A 15,852-nucleotide genomic window follows, 5' to 3' on the forward strand; every position below is an offset into this window, starting at 1 on the left:
GCCGAGCGGGTCGAGCCGAGCGGGACCGGGTCCGTCAGCCCTCGATGTGCCGCTCGTCGACGCCGTTGTAGGCGGACAGCGGGCGGATCAGCGCATTGGACGCGGCCTGCTCCATGATGTGCGCGGTCCAGCCCGTGATGCGGGCCGCGATGAACAGCGGCGTGAAGATCTCCGTCTCGAACCCGAGCAGGTGGTACGCCGGCCCCGACGGGTAGTCGAGGTTCGGATAGATGCCCTTGCGCGCGACGAACTCGGCCTCGAGCGTGTCGTACAGCTCGGCCAGATCCGTGCGGCCGGTGTCGGCGATGAGCCGGTCCAGCGCCGCCTTCATGGTCGGCACCCGGGAGTCGCCGCTCTTGTAGACCCGGTGGCCGAAGCCCATGATCTTGCGCTTGCTCGCCAGGGCGTCGTCGAGCCACGGCACGACCCGGTCGGCGGATCCGATCTCCTCGAAGATGTGCATCACGGCCTCGTTCGCCCCGCCGTGCAGCGGGCCCTTGAGCGCCCCGATCGCACCGACGACCGCGGAGTACAGATCGGCCGTGGTCGACGCGATCACCCGTGCCGTGAAGGTCGAGGCGTTGAAGGAGTGCTCGGCGTACAGCACCATCGAGATCCGGAACACGTCCACGGCAGCCTCCGAGGGCAGCACCCCGAACGTCATCCAGAGGAAGTTCGTCGAGTAGTCGAGATCGGCGCGCGGATCGATCGGCGCGAGCCCCCAGCGGCGGCGCTGCACGGCGGCGACGATCGTCGGGATCTGCGCGAGCAGGTAGACGGAGCGGCCGAGGTCGAGCTCGCGGTCGGTCCAGCCGCCGGGGCGGTGCAGGCTCGGGTCGAACGTGCCGAGCTGGCTGACCGCCGTGCGCACCACGTCCATCGGGTGCGCGTCGAGCGGGATCAGGTCGAGCAGGGCGAGGGTGCGCGGATCCAGCGGACGGAACGCCCTCTCCTGCGCCTCGAACGCGGCCAGCTGCTCGGGCGTGGGCAGTTCCCCGTTCCAGAGCAGGTAGGCCACGGCCTCGAACGACTGGGTCGCCGCGAGCTCCTGCACGGGATAGCCGCGGTACAGCAGGCTGTTGGTCTCGGGGTTGACCTTCGAGATCGCCGTCGTGTCGACGACGACGCCCGCGAGGCCCTTCTTGATGTCGGGGTCGCTCATGTCACTCCTTCGTGCGCGGTCACCGAGACGGCTCAGAGACCGGGTTCCTTGTCGATGCGGAAGTTGAAGACGTTCGTGTCGAAGTGGTTGTAGGACTCGTAGTCGATGAGGTCGTACAGGTCCGCCCGGTGCTGCATCTCGCCGAGCTTCGAGGTCAGATGCCCCTCCTCGTTCAGCGTATCCAGCGCGCGCCCGGTCGCGCCCATCGCGATCCGCAGCATCGAGACCGGCCAGATCACGATGCTCACGCCGGCGTCCTTCAGCTGCTGCGTCGTGAACAGCTCGCTCTTGCCGAACTCCGTCATGTTCGCCAGGATCGGCGCGTCGAGCTCGGAGGCCATCCGCTCGAACTCGGCGAGCGTGCGCATCGCCTCCGGGAAGATCGCGTCGGCCCCCGCGTCGACGAGAGCCTTGGCCCGGTCGACCGCGGCGTCCATGCCCTCCACGGCGCGGATGTCGGTGCGCGCCATGATGAGGAAGTTCGGATCCCGCCGGGCGTCGACCGCGGCCCTGATCCGCTTGGTCGCGGTCGACTCGTCGACCACGGCCTTGCCGTCCAGGTGCCCGCAGCGCTTGGGGTTGATCTGATCCTCGATGTGCGTGCCCGCGAGGCCCGCGTCCTCGAGGGTCTGGATCGTGCGGGCCACGTTCATCGGCTCGCCGAAGCCGGTGTCGGCGTCGATGATCGCGGGCAGCTCGGTCATCCGGGCGATCTGCTGCCCGCGCCCGGCCACCTCGGTGAGGGTCGTGAGGCCGATGTCGGGCAGGCCCAGATCGGCGGAGAGCACGGCGCCGGAGATGTAGACCCCGTCGAAGCCCTTCCGCTCGATGAGCCGCGCGCTCAGCGGATTGAACGCCCCGGGGAACCTCAGCAGCTCCCCGGCGGCGAGCCGCTCGCGCAGGATCCGCCGCTTCTCCGCGGCCGGGGTGGTGGCGTACAGCATCAGTACACCTCCGAGTCACGCCGGGTCCCGGAACACAACGCAGGAAATACCGTCGTGACCGACCCGGATCCAGCCGCAAGCCGCAGGATCTCCTGCGTCGTTTCACGGCACCGCATCAGAACAACCCCTTCGGGGCGGGAGCGGCGGCGAGCACACCGGGTGCGGCGACGATCGAGAGCGCGCCGACCTCCTCGGCGGTGAGTTCGGGCAGGCGCTGGACGAGTTCCAGGAACCGCTCGATCTCGGCGGGCTCGAGCACCGGCTCCGCGAGGATCCGGAACTTGCGGATGTAGTCCTCGCGGGCGAACGGCCGCGCGCCCAGCGGATGCGCATCGGCGACCGCGATCTCATCGGTCACCGTCTCGCCGTTCGTCAGGCGGATCTCGACGCGACCGCCGAACGCCTTCTCGGCGATGTCGTTCGAGTGGTAGCGGCGGGTCCACTCCGGGTCCTCGAGCGTGGTGATCTTGTGCCACAGCGCGACGGTGTCCTCGCGCTGTGCGCGCTCGGGTGCGTAGGAGTCGACGTGGTGCCAGGTGCCGTCCTGCAGGGCCACCGCGAAGATGTACGGGATCGAGTGGTCCAGCGTCTCGCGCGACGCGTGCGGGTCGTACTTCTGCGGGTCGTTGGCCCCGGATCCGATCACGTAGTGCGTGTGGTGGCTGGTGTGGATCACGATCGACTCGATGTTGGCCGGATCCGCCAGCTCGGGCCGCTCGTTGTGGAGCTTGCGCGCCAGGTCGATCCAGGCCTGCGCCTGGTACTCGGCGGAGTGCTCCTTCGTGTAGGTGTCGAGGATCGCCCGCTTGGACTCGCCGGCCACGGGCAGCGGCACGTCGTACGACGCGTCGGGGCCGTCCAGCATCCAGGCGATCACGCCGTCCTCGCCCTCGTAGATCGGGCTCGGCGAGGTCTCACCGCGCATCGCCCGGTCGACGGCCTCGACCGCCATCTTGCCGGCGAAGGCGGGGGCGTGCGCCTTCCAGGTGGAGATCTCGCCCTTGCGGCTCTGCCGGGTGGCGGTCGTGGTGTGCAGCGCCTGCCCGACGGCCTGGTAGATCGTCTCGACGGGGAGGCCGAGCAGGGTGCCGATGCCCGCGGCGGCCGAGGGCCCGAGGTGGGCGATGTGGTCGATCTTGTGCGCGTGCAGGCTGATCGCCTTCACCAGGTCGACCTGGATCTCGTAGCCCGTCGCGATGCCGCGGACCAGAGCCCGGCCGTCCGCGCCGACGTGCTGCGCCACGGCGAGGATCGGCGGGATGTTGTCGCCGGGGTGCGAGTACTCGGCGGCGAGGAAGGTGTCGTGGTAGTCGAGCTCGCGCACGGCCACGCCGTTCGCCCAGGCGGCCCATTCGGGGCTGGTGCGGCGCTCGAGCGCGCAGCCGAACACCGTGGATCCGGATCCGTTCACCGAGACCGGGTGGTCGAGCGCCTGCTGGCGGGCGGCGCTGACGGGGGCGCGGGTGAGCGAGGCGGCCGCGACGGACGCGTTGTCGATGACGCGGTTGATGATCATGTCGACGACGTCGGCGTCGACCTCGACCGGATCGGCGGCGATCTCGGCGATGCGCCAGGCGAGCTGCCCCTCGCGGGCGAGCTGCTCGTCGCTGCGGTGCACGCGGAGGTGATGGGTGACGGTCATGCGCTGGCCTTCTTTCCGGTCGTGGAGGTCTCGGGATCCGCGCCAGCGAGCGAGTCGAGGATGCTCGCGAGCGCGTTGTGCAAGTGGACGTGGGTGGCGTGCGCGGCGAGGTCGCCGTCCCCGGATCCGATCGCCTCGGCGATCAGGCGGTGCTCGCCCGCGCTCGCGGCGAGGCGCGCGGGCTTGTCCCGCGCCATCCGGCGCACGCGCACGAGGTGCGTGCGCACGGTGCGCAGCGCCGCGGTGAGGTAGTCGTTGCCGACGGCGGCGTCGAGCGCGTCGTCGAAACGGCCGATGAGCGCGTAGTATCGCGCGCGCCCCTCGTCGTCGCCGAGCGCCTCCGCGGCCTGGGCGAAGCGCTCCGCCAGGGCGGTGAACTCGGTGCGGTCGGCAGCGGAGGCGGCGGCGCGCGCGGTGCTCTCCTCGAGCGCCCGGCGCAGGACGAACAGGTCGCGGATGTCGTCGGCGTCGATCGCCGCGACCACGGTGATGCGCGGCGAGAGCTGCTCGACGAGCCCGTCCGCGGTCAGCCGCCGCAGCGCCTCGCGCAGCGGCGTGCGGCTCACGCCGAGGCGTTCGGCCTGCTCCACCTCGGCGAGCACGGTGCCGGCGGCGAGGGATCCCGATTGGATCTCCTCGAGCAGCGCACGGTAGGCGAACTCCCCCGCACGCATCCCTTCGGCGACGATGGTCATGCCGTCAGTGTATACACAAAGAACGGAAGAACGGAACTTTTCCCGAATTCTGGCTTATTCCGTATACATTGTGGATCAGCGCAGGGTCTCGACCGGTTCCGGCACTGCCTCCGGATCCACCTCGTCGACGACCGGCTCGCCGAGCTTCACCAGCACCACTCCCACGAGCACGAGCGCACCGCCGAACGCCTGCAGCAGATCGGGAAGCTGCCCGAGGAACAGCCAGCCGAACAGGAGCGCGGCGATCACCTCGCTCAGCGCGACGAACGAGGCGAAGCGCGAACCCAGCCGACGCGTCGACACGATGCCGAGCACGTAGGCGAGCGCCGTCGCGATCACGCCCACCGCGAGCACCGGCACGAACCACGGCAGCGTGCCGAACCGGTAGGTGACGTCCTGGGTGTTCCACGTCATCGGCAGGATCCCGGTCGCCCCCGCGACGCTGAGCCCGATCGCTCCGATCAGCAGCCCGAGCCCCGCGAGCGCGATCGGGGGCAGGCCCGTGTCCCCGCGCCCGGAGAGCAGGAAGTAGGTCGCCGCGCCCACCATCGCGCCGAGCGCCCACAGGATCCCCACCGGATCGATCCGGGATCCGGTGAAGATCTCCAGCATGAGCACGAGTCCGATGAACGCAACGACGGCGCCGATCATGCCCTTCGCGCCGGGCCGCTCGCCGCGGCGGAGCCAGAGCCAGAGCACCACGGCGATCGGCGCGGTGTACTCGATGAGGAGGGCGAGGCCGACGTCCATCACGGCCACCGCCTGGAAGAAGCAGAGCTGCGCGGCCGTGACCGCGAGCAGACCGTAGACGACGATCATGCCGGCGTTCTTGCGCACCGTGCCCCAGCGGCCGCGCAGGGCGAGCAGGGTGGGCACCAGCAGCACGAGCGCCGCGACCCACATGCGGACGGTGACGGCGGCGCCGGGGCTCCACCCCGCGTCCATGAGGCCGCGCGCCCACGCGCCGCTCATCCCGAAGGACAGGGCCGCGCCGAGCGCGAAGACCAGCCCGGAGCGCACTCCGGCGGCCCGAGTGTCATTCGCCACTGTGCTCATGACATGTGACGCTACCCGTCGACGATGTAAGCTGTCAACATGATCTTCACCGATGACACCGAGGAGACCCTCCGGGCCGCGGTGTGGCTCGTGAACTCGGCCGAGGATCCGGACACGCTCTCCTCCCTGACCGACGAGGCGGCCTTCCTCGACCAGTTCCGGTACACCGGTCGCATCGATCGCGACGAGGACGAACTGGCGGGACTCCGCGGGATCCGCCCTCAGCTGCGCCGGATGCTGCTCGCCGACCGCGACGACATGGCCGCCGAGGTCAATGCGGCTCTCGCCGGCGTCTCCCTCGCGCCGCGCCTCGCCCGGCACGGCACGGTCGACTGGCACCTGCACGCGGTGGCCGACGATCACCCGCTGCCCGAACGCGTGATCGTGGAGACCGCGATGGCCCTCATCGACGTGATCCGCGCCGAGGAGGGATCCCGCATCTCGGTCTGCGCCGACGACACCTGCGAGGCTCTCGCGCTCGACCTCTCCCGCAACCGCTCGAAGCGCTACTGCTCCACGGCCTGCGCGAACCGCAACGCCGTCGCGGCCTACCGCGCCCGCCGCGCCGAAGCCTGATCCCCTCCCTCCTCCCTCCTCCCTCCGTCCTCCTCCCCTCCCCTCCCCCTCCCCCTCCTCCTCCGAGTCGTCCCCCTGAGGCCGGGCTATAGGTCGTGCTCAGGGGGACGACCCGGAGTGGGGGCGCGCGGGCGGGCTACTCTCGTTGACATGACCGCCGACTGGACCGGATCCGCCATCGCCCTGCTCGAGGCCGACGGGAACCGCAGCGCCGACACGCATCTGCACGTCTTCCCGCTGCCGGCGGAGTGGGGCATCGACCTCTACCTCAAGGACGAGTCGGTGCACCCGACCGGATCCCTGAAGCACCGCCTCGCCCGCTCGCTCATCCTCTACGGCCTGGTCAACGGGCGGATCCACGAGGGCACGACCCTGGTCGAGGCGTCGAGCGGATCCACCGCCGTGTCCGAGGCGTACTTCGCGCGGATGCTGGGACTGCCGTTCGTCACGGTCGTGCCGCGGTCGACGAGCCAGGAGAAGATCGATCTCATCGAGTTCTACGGCGGACGGTGCCACTTCGTCGACTCGGGGGCGGCGATGTACGCCGAGGCCGAGCGTCTCGCCTCGGAGTGCGGCGGGCACTACCTCGACCAGTTCACCTACGCCGAACGCGCGACGGACTGGCGCGGCAACAACAACATCGCCGAGAGCGTGTTCAGTCAGCTCAGCCGCGAGCGGCACCCGATCCCGAGCTGGATCGTCGTCGGCGCCGGCACCGGCGGCACGAGCGCGACCTTCGGGCGGTACGTGCGCTACCGCCGTCACGACACCCGCATCGCGGTCGTGGATCCGGAGGGCTCGGCCTTCTACGGCGGCTGGCGCGCCGGGGATCCGTCGTTCACGACCGGAACACCGAGCCGCATCGAGGGCATCGGACGACCGCGGGTCGAGCCCTCGTTCGTGCCCGGCGTGATCGACGAGATGATCCCCGTGCCCGACGCCGCCTCGATCGCCGCGGTCCGGCTGCTCAAGCAGCGCACCCTGCACTGGGCCGGCGGGTCGACCGGCACGAACCTCGTCGGTGCGTTCCAGCTCATCGCCCGGATGCTCCGCGACGGCGAGAGCGGCAGCGTGGTGACCCTCATCTGCGACAGCGGCACCCGCTACCTCGACACGTACTACTCCGACGACTGGGTCGCCGGCCAGGGCTGGGATCTGGCCCCGCATCGAGCGCGGATGGAGCACTTCCTCACCTCCGGGGAGTGGCCGGAGCGCTGACGCCCCGGCACCCCTTCCGCGCCCCTTCCGGCGCCCCCTTCCGCGCCCCTTCCGGCGCCCCTTCCGGCGCCTCTTCCGCGAGACCGAACTTGCGTCCCGAGACCGAGGTTCTCATCGTCGGTCTCGCGACGAGGGTTCGGTCTCGCGGTCAAGGGGCGGGCTCGCCTACGCTGGCGACATGACCACCCTCATCCTCACCGTCGTCGGATCCGACCGCCCGGGCCTCGTCGCGACCGTCGCGCACATCGTCGACGAGCACGGCGGCAACTGGGAGAACAGCCGACTGGCCGAGCTGGCGGGCACGTTCGCCGGCGTGATCCAGGTGTCGGTGCCGATCGAGCGGGTGGAAGAGCTGCGCGCGTCGCTGAGCGGGCTCGAGGGGCTGCTCACGATCGCCGTGCACCCCGGATCCGGATCCGAGGCCACCGAGACCCCGCAGGAGCTCTCGATCCAGGTGCTCGGCAACGACCGCGCGGGCATCGTCCGCGAGATCACCGCGGTCCTGAACGCGAGCGCGCTGAGCATCGACAGCATGACCACCGAGACCCGCGACGCGGCGATGACCGGAGGTCGCCTGTTCGAGGCGTCGATCCTGGCCCGCGTACCGGCCGATGCGGATCCGGAGGCCCTGCGCAGTGCCCTGGAGCGGATCGCGCACGATCTCCAGGTCGACATCACGGTCGCCTGAGCCCCCGTTCCAGCGCCCTCGCGCGCCTCGCGCCCGCCGTATTCAGGCTGGATCCGGTCCGCGGCGCCGTGTTGACGCGCACACCGACCCCCACCGCCGATCCAGCCTGAATTGCGCGCCGACATGCGGGCCGGCACGCGGGCCGACGGCGGGCCGACGGCGGGCCGCCGGAGCGACGCAAAACGGCCCGGCCGCACGGTCGCCTGAGCCCCCGTTCCGGCGCCGTTGCACGCCTCGCGCCCGCCGTATTCAGGCTGGATCCGGTCCGAGGCGCCGTATTGACGCGCCCACCAGCCCCCACCGCCGATCCAGCCTGAATTGCGCGCCGGCATGCGGGCCGGAACGCGGGCCGACGGCGCGACGGACGCCGCGACGCAAGACGGCCCGGCCGCCGAGGCACGGCCGGGACGACACCACGAACCGTCTGACCCGGGTCCGGGCACACGAAAGGCCCGCACCGGCGACGCGGTGCGGGCCTTTCGCCCTCAGACCAGGCGGGCCTTCGGGGAGACCTCGTAGGTGTCGGCCGGGTCGTCGTTGACGACGCCTGCGAGCGCCTCGTCGATCGCCGCGAGCGTGTCCGCGTCCAGCACGACCCCCGAAGCCTTGACGGTGTCGGCGAGTTGTTCCGGGCGGGAGGCGCCCACGAGCGCCGCGGCCACGTTCTTGTTCTGCAGCACCCACGCGATCGCGAGCTGCGGCATCGTGAGGCCGGCCTCGGCGGCGATCGGCTTCAGCCGCTGCACGGCGGTGAGGATGTCGTCCTGCAGGAGCCGCTGGATGAAGTGCGCACCCGAGTGCGGATCCGTCGCGCGGGAGCCCTCGGGCACCGGCTGCCCCGGCAGGTACTTGCCGCTCAGCACGCCCTGCGCCATCGGCGACCAGACGATCTGCGAGATGCCCAGCTCCTCCGACGCCGGAACGACCTTGCCCTCGATCACGCGGTGCAGCATCGAGTACTGCGGCTGGTTCGAGATGAGCTGCACGCCCAGCTGCTTCGCGAGTGCGTGGCCTTCGCGCAGCTGCTCGGCGGTCCACTCCGAGACGCCGATGTAGAGCGCCTTGCCCTGACGGACGACGTCGGCGAAGGCCTGGAACGTCTCCTCGAGCGGGGTCTCGTAGTCGAACCGGTGCGCCTGGTACAGGTCGACGTAGTCGGTGCCGAGTCGCTTCAGGGATCCGTTGATCGACTCGAGGATGTGCTTGCGGCTGAGGCCGGTGTCGTTCGGACCCTTGGGGCCGGTCGGGAAGTAGACCTTGGTGAAGATCTCGAGGCTCTCGCGGCGCTGACCGGCCAGCGCCGTGCCCAGCACGACCTCCGCCGCCGTGTTGGCGTAGGTGTCGGCGGTGTCGAACGTCGTGATCCCGGCGTCGAGCGCGGCGTGCACGGTCTTGACCGCGGCGTCGTCCTCGACCTGCGACGCATGCGTGACCCAGTTGCCGTAGGTGATCTCGGAGACTTTCAGACCGCTGTTGCCCAGGTATCGGTAGTTGACCATGGATCCAGCGTAGGCGTGACCGGACACATCGAGGCCCGTCCGCGTCATCCGCCGAGACGGATCCGCGCCCGTGTCCCCGTCCGCACCTCGCGACGCGTCCGCTCCCGTCGCAGAAACTGCCGCTTTCCGGTGGTCTTTCCGGCACTTTTCGCGACGGGAGCGGGAGGGGCGTCAGACCCGGGCGCTCTCCGGCTGCCCGGCAGGAGCCGTCGGGTGCGCCGACGACGGCGCGGGGTGGGCCGAAGCGACACCGGGGTGGGCGGGCACGGGCCAGGACGGGGCGCCCGCCACTGCGGGCGGCGCCGCGGCGACATGCGGGGGCTCGGCACGGTGCGCGGGAACTGCGGCGGGCGGCGTGACCGGCAGCGCCGTCGTGGGCGCGTCCGGAGCGTGATCCGCAGCGCCTGCCGCGGCCGCCGGGGCGGGTTCCGCCTCCAGCGGGGCCGCCGGCGCCGCCTCGACAGGAGTCGCCGGTTCCGCGGATGCGGCCGCGACCTCGGCCTCGTGCGCGTCGGCGAAGGCGCGGTGCTTGGCCTCCTCCGCGATGATCGCGGCACGGTCGCGGTAGCCCTTGGAGGTCACGCGGTCGAGTTCGACCTGCTTGGCGATGGCCTCCGCCTTCTCGTACAGCGACGGATCCCCCCAGCTCGTCAGCACCTTCACGATCACCGGCAGCAGCTCGATCATGAAGAACAGCGCCGCGATGAGCCAGTGCGCGAAGCCCAGCACGGGCTCCTTCGCGGAGAGACGGTCGAGGGCCGAGATCTGGCTGAGCAGGCCGACCGCGCCGGCGTTCGTCCCGGCGACGTCGGCAGCCCGGGCGTTGTAGGCGTCGAGCGCGGCCTTGTACGCCTGCTCCGCGGCGGGGATCTGGTCCTTCGCCTGCTGCCGGTTCTGCGTCTCGGTGGCCGAGGTCGCCGTCTTCGACGACGCGTCGGCGGACTCGAGGTCGGTGTTCGCCTGGCGCAGCTGCGCGGCGAGCGCGTCGTAGGTCTGCTGCGCCTGGTCGAGCTGGGACTTCGCGGCGGTCGAGCTCGCGCCGTCTCCCTGCACCCCGGTGCAGCCGGGAACCGTGCCCGCCCCCTGGCCGGTCAGCTCGCACTGGTACAGCGCACGGGCCTGGTCGATCACCTTCTGCTGATCGGTCATCTGCGCGGTGATCTTGGTGACCGTGTCCTGGGCCGCCTTCTGCGAGGCGGAGTCGCTCGAGGTGCCCTTCACGATGCCCGTGGACGCCTGGTTCTGCAGGTCGGCGAGGCGGGTGGAGGCGGCGTCGAGGGCCTTCTTCTCCGGTCCGGTCGCGACCGCCTTCTGGTCGCTCTGCGCCTGGACCAGGTTGGTGGCGGTGACCTCGCGCGCGATGTCGTTGTGGAACGCCTGCAGCACGATCGGCTCGGCCACGACGAACCCGATGATCGCGGCCATGAGCACCCGCGGGATCGCGAGCCCGAGCAGCCGCCAGAAGTTGCGCGTGGAGCGCATCGTCGAGGTGAGGAAGCGGTCGAGGTTGAAGATCAGCAGCGCCCAGACGACCGCGAGGGGCACCGCGAGCCACACCAGCACCTGCACGCCGGTCGTGAGCGCGAAGAGCATCGACAGCGCCGAGACCAGCGCCGTTCCCGCCAGCACGAAGAACATCTGCACGAAGCGCGGCTGCTCGCTCGGCACGCGGTCGAGGATCGCCCCGTCGGCGCCGCCGAGGATCGCCAGCCGACGCCAGAACCAGCCCTGCGGACGCGGCTCGCGCGGGGGCTTCGGCGCCTTCGGGGGCTTCGTCGGGGCCGGTGCCGGAGCGGCGACCGCGGGGGCGGGCGCCGGCTCGGGGACCAACGGCTCGTCCGCGGGCGCCTCGGCCGCGGAGAACAGCTCCTCGATCCGATCCGGCTCGCCCTCCGACGCGGGGGCGGGCTCCGGCACCGGAGGACGCGGCGGGACGACCGGCTCGATCGGGGTCGTCACGGCTTCGTCATCGGCGGGCGCCTCGGCGGGGTCGGATCCGGTGGGCGTGTAGTCGCGCACGAAGATGAAGGGGTCCTCCGCCGTCGGGTCGGCGGGGTTCGCGGGGTCGGGCTGTCCGTCGACGTCGAAGGCGATCCGGCCCTGGGAATCCATGCGGCCAGGGCGGTGGGCGGAATAGGACATCCCATAAATGTACGAAAACCCGCCTGGAAGACCCCCGGGCGAACCCTGGAAGAGACCCCTGTGGGTCCGAGGCGCCCGCTATGCGCGCGCGGATCCGGGGCGCCCGACACCTCCCTCCCGAGTTTCCCTCTCCGCAGCGCCTTTCTCTCCCCGCACTCGCGCCGCTGCGGGGAGGGAGGGCCGGACGGAGGAGAGAGACGCGGGCGAGGGCGCGCACACACGGAAACCGAGGCGAGGGCGCACACACGGGAACCGCAGCAGGGGCGCGCACACACGGAAACCGCGGCAGGGGCGCGACCGAGGACCGCAGGGGCGCGTCACACCCCGAGGTGCGCGGCGAGCTCCCGGTCGAACGCCGCGGCCTCGTCGAGGTGCGGGGCATGGCCGGCCTCGGGCAGGGCCACCTCGCGGTACTCCCCGCCGGCGGCGGCATAGCGGTCGAGCACGGCGCGGGTCTGGGTCACCATCGGCTGCGCCGGGGCGACGTCCTCTCCCGGCCACCCCGGGATGACGCCGAGCGCGCCGAGGTGGTTGAGGTCGAAGAACGACGCGTCCGAGACGATCGCGTCCTTGTCCCCGTGGATCCAGAGGATCCGGGGCTTCACCGCGAGATCGACGATGCCGGAGAGATCGAGGTGCTGCGGCGCCATCGTGTTGAGCACTCCGCGACCGCCCGCGGCGAAGCCCGGCCAGTTCTCGGATCCGACGGCGTCGCCCGGGTAGTTGTCGAGTCCGGTCTTCGTCGTCAGCATCGACGCGACCCAGAGGTCTTCGTGCGCGGCCTGCGTCTCCGGCTTCGCGACGTACGCGGTGCGGTAGACGGTGCGCGGTGAGGTCTGCGCCTCGTCCGTCGTGTCGCCGGCCTCGAGCCGGGCCACGAAGTCGGGGTTGGCCCCGCCACCGCCCGTGCCCGCGCCGTCGGCGTCGTTGCGGATGCCGTCCGCACCGTGCGTCCCGCCGAAGCCGTAGGGCGAGACGGGTGCCTCCAGCGTGAGCGAGAGGATCCGCTCCGGCGCGTCCAGCGCGACCTGCAGCACGACGCCGCCGCCCATGCTCCAGCCGACCAGGTGCACCGCGTCGAGCCCGAGCGCGTCGAGCACCGCGCGCACGTCGTCGGCGAAGTCGCGCAGCCCCCGGGTCGCGTCGACCGGCCTGGTCTCGCTGTCGCCGAAGCCGCGGAGGTCGATCGCGAGCGCCCGGACATCGGCCGGGAGGGCGAGCATCGTCGGCTGATAGAAGAGCGCGGACGATACGTTGCCGTGCACGAACACGACCGTGGCGGCGGGCGAAGCCGGATCGGCCGCGGGGCGCTCGAGCACATTCGCCCTGTAGCGCGGGGTGTCGACCTGCTGGGCCGTGATGCCGTCGAGCAGTGCGGGAGTGGTCATGGCGGGCTCCTTCGGGAGAGCGGGCGGCCCCTTCGACAGGCTCAGGGACCGGGTGACGGGGGATCGGGGACCGGGTGAAGGCGGAAATGAGAGGGGATGGCCGGGCGCCGGTGGAGGCACGGCGCAGGGACCCGGTGCGGGACGGCTCAGGGGCCGGCGTCCGCCGCGGCGGCGACCTGCTCGGCGCCCCGCGCTGCGAAGAGGATCGTGTAGTGGTTCACATCGTGCACCTCGACGACGCGCAGCTGCGGCACGAGTGCCGCGAACCCTTCGAGCGCCCCGGGCGCGTAGAGCGGTTCCGCGTCGAGCAGCCCGCGCGGCGCACGCAGCACGGTGACGGGCATCCGCAGTCCGCGCAGCGCCTCGACGTACCACTCCGGGCCGTACAACTCGCCGCCGTCCTGCAGCATCGCCGCCGCGACGGTGGACGAGCGCAGGTGGGGGGCCGCGCCGTCCAGGTCGTGCCGCGCGTAGTCCTCGACCGCGGGGCTCCAGTCCCGGGCGAACGCCGGATGCGCGCGCCAGAAATCCAGGTACGCGTCCTCGTCGGCGAACTCCATCGACAGCCGTCGCGCGGCAGGACCGAGCAGCGCCGCCACGTCGAGGTCGTCGCCGTCCGTCGCTCCGGGCGGAAGTGCGAGGGGGAACCCGCCGTCGACGAGCACGAGGCGCGCGACGAGATCCGGCCGCGCCCCGGCGAGCGCGACCGCGACGAAGGCACCCATCGAGTGCCCGATCACCGTGCGCCCGCCGCCGCCGTCCGCCTCCAGCAGGGCGGCGAGATCCGCCGCGTGCCGGCGCAGCCCGTACGGCCCGGGCAGCGCGTTGCTCCGCGCCCGGCCGCGCAGATCGGGGGCGAGGATGCGCCGCTCCGGCAGCAGCGCGGCGACCGTGTCCCAGCAGCGGCCGTTCGCCGTGATGCCGTGGATCGCGAGCACGGCGTCCGCGTCGGTCCCGGGGCCGAAGGAGGTGACGGCGAGCGCCGGCTCGTCGGACGCGGGGCCGAAGGAGGTGACGGCGAGCGCCGGATCCTCGTCGCGGACGGCTTCCGCGGTCATCGCGCGGTCCATCCGCCGTCCATCGTGTACGACGAGCCGGTGACGGACGCGGCCATGGGCCCGCACAGCCAGAGCGCGAGATCGGCCACCTCCTCGGGCTCGAGCAGGCGCTTGATCGCCGACTCGACGAGCATGACCTTCTCGATCACCTCCGACTCGCCTATCCCGTGCGCGCGCGCCTGATCCGCGATCTGCTTCTGCACGAGCGGCGTGTTCACGTAGCCGGGGTTCAGGCAGTTGCTCGTCACGCCGTGCGGCCCGCCCTCGAGCGCCGTCACCTTGGACAGGCCCTCCAGCGCGTGCTTGGCCGTGACGTACGCCGACTTGTACTCGCTCGCGCGCAGCCCGTGCACGGAGCTGATGTTGACGATCCTCCCCCAGCCGCGGTCGTACATGCAGGGGAGCACGGCGCGGGTGAGCAGGAACGGCGCGGTCACCATGATGTCGAGCATGCGCCGGAACGTGAGCGGATCGAACTCGACGATCGGCGCGACCGTCTGGATCCCCGCGTTGTTCACGAGGATGTCCGCCTCGAAACGGCGTTCGGCGAGGGCGTCGAGGTCGCCGAGGTCCAGCACGAGGCTCTCGCCGCCGATCTCCGCGGCGCATGCCTCCGCGGCCTCCGCATCGCGGTCGACCACCACGACGTGCGCGCCGTGGCGTGCGAACGCCCGGGCGCACGCGGCGCCGATGCCGCTCCCGCCGCCCGTGACCAGGGCGGTGCGCCCCGCCAGCTCGGTGCCGTTCCCCCGGGGTCGCTGTTCTGCCATGCCCAGCACGGTACTTCACGGACATGCACGACGGAAGGGATCCCCGCTATGCAAAACTGCACAGATGGACGCGCATTTCCCCGCACCGCCGCTGAGCGCGGACGACCTCCTCGTGCTCCTCGCGGTGGCCCGCAGCGGGCGGTTCACGAGCGCCGGCCAGCAGCTCGGACTCAACCACACCACCGTCGCCCGGCGCATCGCGGCCCTCGAGACGCAGCTCGGCGGACGCGTGCTCTCCCGCGAGGGCGCGGGCTGGGACCTCACCCCGCTCGGATCGCGCGCCCTCGCCGCCGCGGAGGGCGTGGAGCGCGCCCTCGGCCGGCTGGAGGATCGCGACGGCGGCCGCATCGCCGGGCTCATCCGGCTCTCGGCGACCGACGGATTCAGCGGCTTCGTCGCGGCTCCCGCGATGGCGGCGCTGCGGCGCGACCACCCCGACGTGTCGCTCGAGGTCATCACCTCGACCCGGCAGGCCTCGCAGCAGCGCACCGGGGCGGATCTGGAGGTCGTCGTCGGACGCCCGCAGGTGCGCCGCGCCCGGGCGATCCATCTGGCCGACTACGCGCTGGGCCTGTACGCCAGCCGCGAGTGGCTGCGCACCCACCCGATGCCGCAGGATCCGGAGGATCTGGCCGGGCAGCCCCTCGTCTACTTCATCGAGTCGATGCTGCACGTCGACTCGCTCGACGACGCGCGTCGCGCGGTCCCCGGGATGATCGACTCGGTCGCGAGCACCAACGTCTACGTGCACGTGGACGCGACGCGCGGCGGCGCCGGATACGGGCTCCTTCCCGCCTTCCTCGCCGACCCGCACGACGACCTCGTACGGGTGCTCCCGGACCTCATCGACGAGCGCCTGCCGTACTGGCTCATCGCCCGCCCGGAGGCGTTGAACCAGCCGGCGATCGCGGCGTTCCTGGACGCGCTCCAGCAGCGCCTCGCCGAGGTGCGGCCCCGTCTGCTCGGCGAGCGCTGAGCCCGGCCCCGCCCGCCCCACTTCCGAGTCGTCCCCCT

Annotated in this window: 14 protein-coding genes; 4 read left to right on the plus strand and 10 right to left on the minus strand. The window is 71.7% G+C overall.

The window, feature by feature from the left end; all coding sequences use genetic code 11:
- Positions 1-34 precede the first annotated feature (34 nt).
- From WFJ01_RS00775 to WFJ01_RS00795, 5 genes are all read right to left on the minus strand, one after another.
- Positions 35-1,162: a bifunctional 2-methylcitrate synthase/citrate synthase gene (locus WFJ01_RS00775; protein ID WP_251442599.1), complete on the minus strand. Its 1,128-nt coding sequence runs from the start codon at positions 1,160-1,162 to the stop codon at positions 35-37.
- 32 nt (positions 1,163-1,194) lie between these two features.
- Positions 1,195-2,106 (minus strand): methylisocitrate lyase, encoded by a 912-nt coding sequence (gene prpB / locus WFJ01_RS00780; protein WP_336627916.1) that lies wholly within the window; start codon positions 2,104-2,106, stop codon positions 1,195-1,197.
- A 115-nt stretch (positions 2,107-2,221) separates the two neighbouring features.
- Positions 2,222-3,748, minus strand: coding sequence for an MmgE/PrpD family protein (locus WFJ01_RS00785; RefSeq protein ID WP_336627917.1), 1,527 nt, complete (start codon positions 3,746-3,748; stop codon positions 2,222-2,224).
- Entirely contained in the window at positions 3,745-4,422 is a 678-nt protein-coding gene (locus WFJ01_RS00790) for a GntR family transcriptional regulator (RefSeq protein WP_295034137.1), read from the minus strand. Before WFJ01_RS00790 ends, WFJ01_RS00785 begins: the two co-directional genes overlap by 4 nt.
- Before the next feature lie 96 nt (positions 4,423-4,518).
- Positions 4,519-5,499, minus strand: a complete 981-nt coding sequence (locus tag WFJ01_RS00795; RefSeq protein ID WP_295034134.1) for an EamA family transporter — start codon at positions 5,497-5,499, stop codon at positions 4,519-4,521.
- 39 nt (positions 5,500-5,538) lie between these two features.
- Here WFJ01_RS00795 and WFJ01_RS00800 point away from each other — a divergent pair, with 39 nt between their 5' ends.
- The 3 genes from WFJ01_RS00800 (at position 5,539) to WFJ01_RS00810 (ending at position 7,981) form a co-directional block, all read left to right on the plus strand.
- Positions 5,539-6,075: a CGNR zinc finger domain-containing protein gene (locus tag WFJ01_RS00800; protein ID WP_336627918.1), complete on the plus strand. Its 537-nt coding sequence runs from the start codon at positions 5,539-5,541 to the stop codon at positions 6,073-6,075.
- Positions 6,076-6,225: 150 nt separating this feature from the next.
- Positions 6,226-7,293, plus strand: a complete 1,068-nt coding sequence (locus tag WFJ01_RS00805; RefSeq protein ID WP_292883406.1) for a PLP-dependent cysteine synthase family protein — start codon at positions 6,226-6,228, stop codon at positions 7,291-7,293.
- Between the two features lie 178 nt (positions 7,294-7,471).
- Complete coding sequence (locus tag WFJ01_RS00810) at positions 7,472-7,981, plus strand: glycine cleavage system protein R (RefSeq protein ID WP_336627919.1); 510 nt, start codon at positions 7,472-7,474, stop codon at positions 7,979-7,981.
- Positions 7,982-8,466: 485 nt separating this feature from the next.
- Here the strand turns inward: WFJ01_RS00810 and WFJ01_RS00815 are convergent, their stop codons facing one another.
- The 5 genes from WFJ01_RS00815 to WFJ01_RS00835 all read right to left on the minus strand — a co-directional run bounded on the left by WFJ01_RS00815 (position 8,467) and on the right by WFJ01_RS00835 (position 14,838).
- Complete coding sequence (locus WFJ01_RS00815; RefSeq protein WP_251442619.1) at positions 8,467-9,480, minus strand: aldo/keto reductase family protein; 1,014 nt, start codon at positions 9,478-9,480, stop codon at positions 8,467-8,469.
- A 171-nt stretch (positions 9,481-9,651) separates the two neighbouring features.
- Positions 9,652-11,622, minus strand: coding sequence for a DUF4407 domain-containing protein (locus tag WFJ01_RS00820; protein ID WP_336627920.1), 1,971 nt, complete (start codon positions 11,620-11,622; stop codon positions 9,652-9,654).
- A 317-nt stretch (positions 11,623-11,939) separates the two neighbouring features.
- Positions 11,940-13,010, minus strand: coding sequence for an alpha/beta fold hydrolase (locus tag WFJ01_RS00825; RefSeq protein ID WP_336627921.1), 1,071 nt, complete (start codon positions 13,008-13,010; stop codon positions 11,940-11,942).
- Between the two features lie 146 nt (positions 13,011-13,156).
- The gene (locus tag WFJ01_RS00830; RefSeq protein WP_336627922.1) at positions 13,157-14,068 is read right to left on the minus strand and encodes an alpha/beta fold hydrolase; all 912 of its coding nucleotides are present in this window, start codon (positions 14,066-14,068) and stop codon (positions 13,157-13,159) included.
- Complete coding sequence (locus WFJ01_RS00835; RefSeq protein ID WP_336627923.1) at positions 14,065-14,838, minus strand: 3-hydroxybutyrate dehydrogenase; 774 nt, start codon at positions 14,836-14,838, stop codon at positions 14,065-14,067. The genes WFJ01_RS00830 and WFJ01_RS00835 overlap by 4 nt, the downstream gene beginning before the upstream one ends.
- Before the next feature lie 64 nt (positions 14,839-14,902).
- Here WFJ01_RS00835 and WFJ01_RS00840 point away from each other — a divergent pair, with 64 nt between their 5' ends.
- Positions 14,903-15,814: a LysR family transcriptional regulator gene (locus WFJ01_RS00840; protein WP_251442630.1), complete on the plus strand. Its 912-nt coding sequence runs from the start codon at positions 14,903-14,905 to the stop codon at positions 15,812-15,814.
- The last annotated feature ends 38 nt before the right edge of the window (positions 15,815-15,852 follow it).

It is taken from the genome of Microbacterium sp. MMO-35 (genome assembly GCF_037147555.1).
In the GTDB taxonomy this organism is placed as follows: domain Bacteria; phylum Actinomycetota; class Actinomycetes; order Actinomycetales; family Microbacteriaceae; genus Microbacterium.

What these genes read in the sequence shown, in the direction of transcription:
- WFJ01_RS00775 (WP_251442599.1), bottom strand. Translation starts at nt 1,162, where the DNA reads ATGAGCGACCCCGACATCAAGAAGGGCCTCGCGGGCGTCGTCGTCGAC.
- prpB (WP_336627916.1), bottom strand. Translation starts at nt 2,106, where the DNA reads ATGCTGTACGCCACCACCCCGGCCGCGGAGAAGCGGCGGATCCTGCGC.
- WFJ01_RS00785 (WP_336627917.1), bottom strand. Translation starts at nt 3,748, where the DNA reads ATGACCGTCACCCATCACCTCCGCGTGCACCGCAGCGACGAGCAGCTC.
- WFJ01_RS00790 (WP_295034137.1), bottom strand. Translation starts at nt 4,422, where the DNA reads ATGCGTGCGGGGGAGTTCGCCTACCGTGCGCTGCTCGAGGAGATCCAA.
- WFJ01_RS00795 (WP_295034134.1), bottom strand. Translation starts at nt 5,499, where the DNA reads ATGAGCACAGTGGCGAATGACACTCGGGCCGCCGGAGTGCGCTCCGGG.
- WFJ01_RS00800 (WP_336627918.1), top strand. Translation starts at nt 5,539, where the DNA reads ATGATCTTCACCGATGACACCGAGGAGACCCTCCGGGCCGCGGTGTGG.
- WFJ01_RS00805 (WP_292883406.1), top strand. Translation starts at nt 6,226, where the DNA reads ATGACCGCCGACTGGACCGGATCCGCCATCGCCCTGCTCGAGGCCGAC.
- WFJ01_RS00810 (WP_336627919.1), top strand. Translation starts at nt 7,472, where the DNA reads ATGACCACCCTCATCCTCACCGTCGTCGGATCCGACCGCCCGGGCCTC.
- WFJ01_RS00815 (WP_251442619.1), bottom strand. Translation starts at nt 9,480, where the DNA reads ATGGTCAACTACCGATACCTGGGCAACAGCGGTCTGAAAGTCTCCGAG.
- WFJ01_RS00820 (WP_336627920.1), bottom strand. Translation starts at nt 11,622, where the DNA reads ATGTCCTATTCCGCCCACCGCCCTGGCCGCATGGATTCCCAGGGCCGG.
- WFJ01_RS00825 (WP_336627921.1), bottom strand. Translation starts at nt 13,010, where the DNA reads ATGACCACTCCCGCACTGCTCGACGGCATCACGGCCCAGCAGGTCGAC.
- WFJ01_RS00830 (WP_336627922.1), bottom strand. Translation starts at nt 14,068, where the DNA reads ATGACCGCGGAAGCCGTCCGCGACGAGGATCCGGCGCTCGCCGTCACC.
- WFJ01_RS00835 (WP_336627923.1), bottom strand. Translation starts at nt 14,838, where the DNA reads ATGGCAGAACAGCGACCCCGGGGGAACGGCACCGAGCTGGCGGGGCGC.
- WFJ01_RS00840 (WP_251442630.1), top strand. Translation starts at nt 14,903, where the DNA reads ATGGACGCGCATTTCCCCGCACCGCCGCTGAGCGCGGACGACCTCCTC.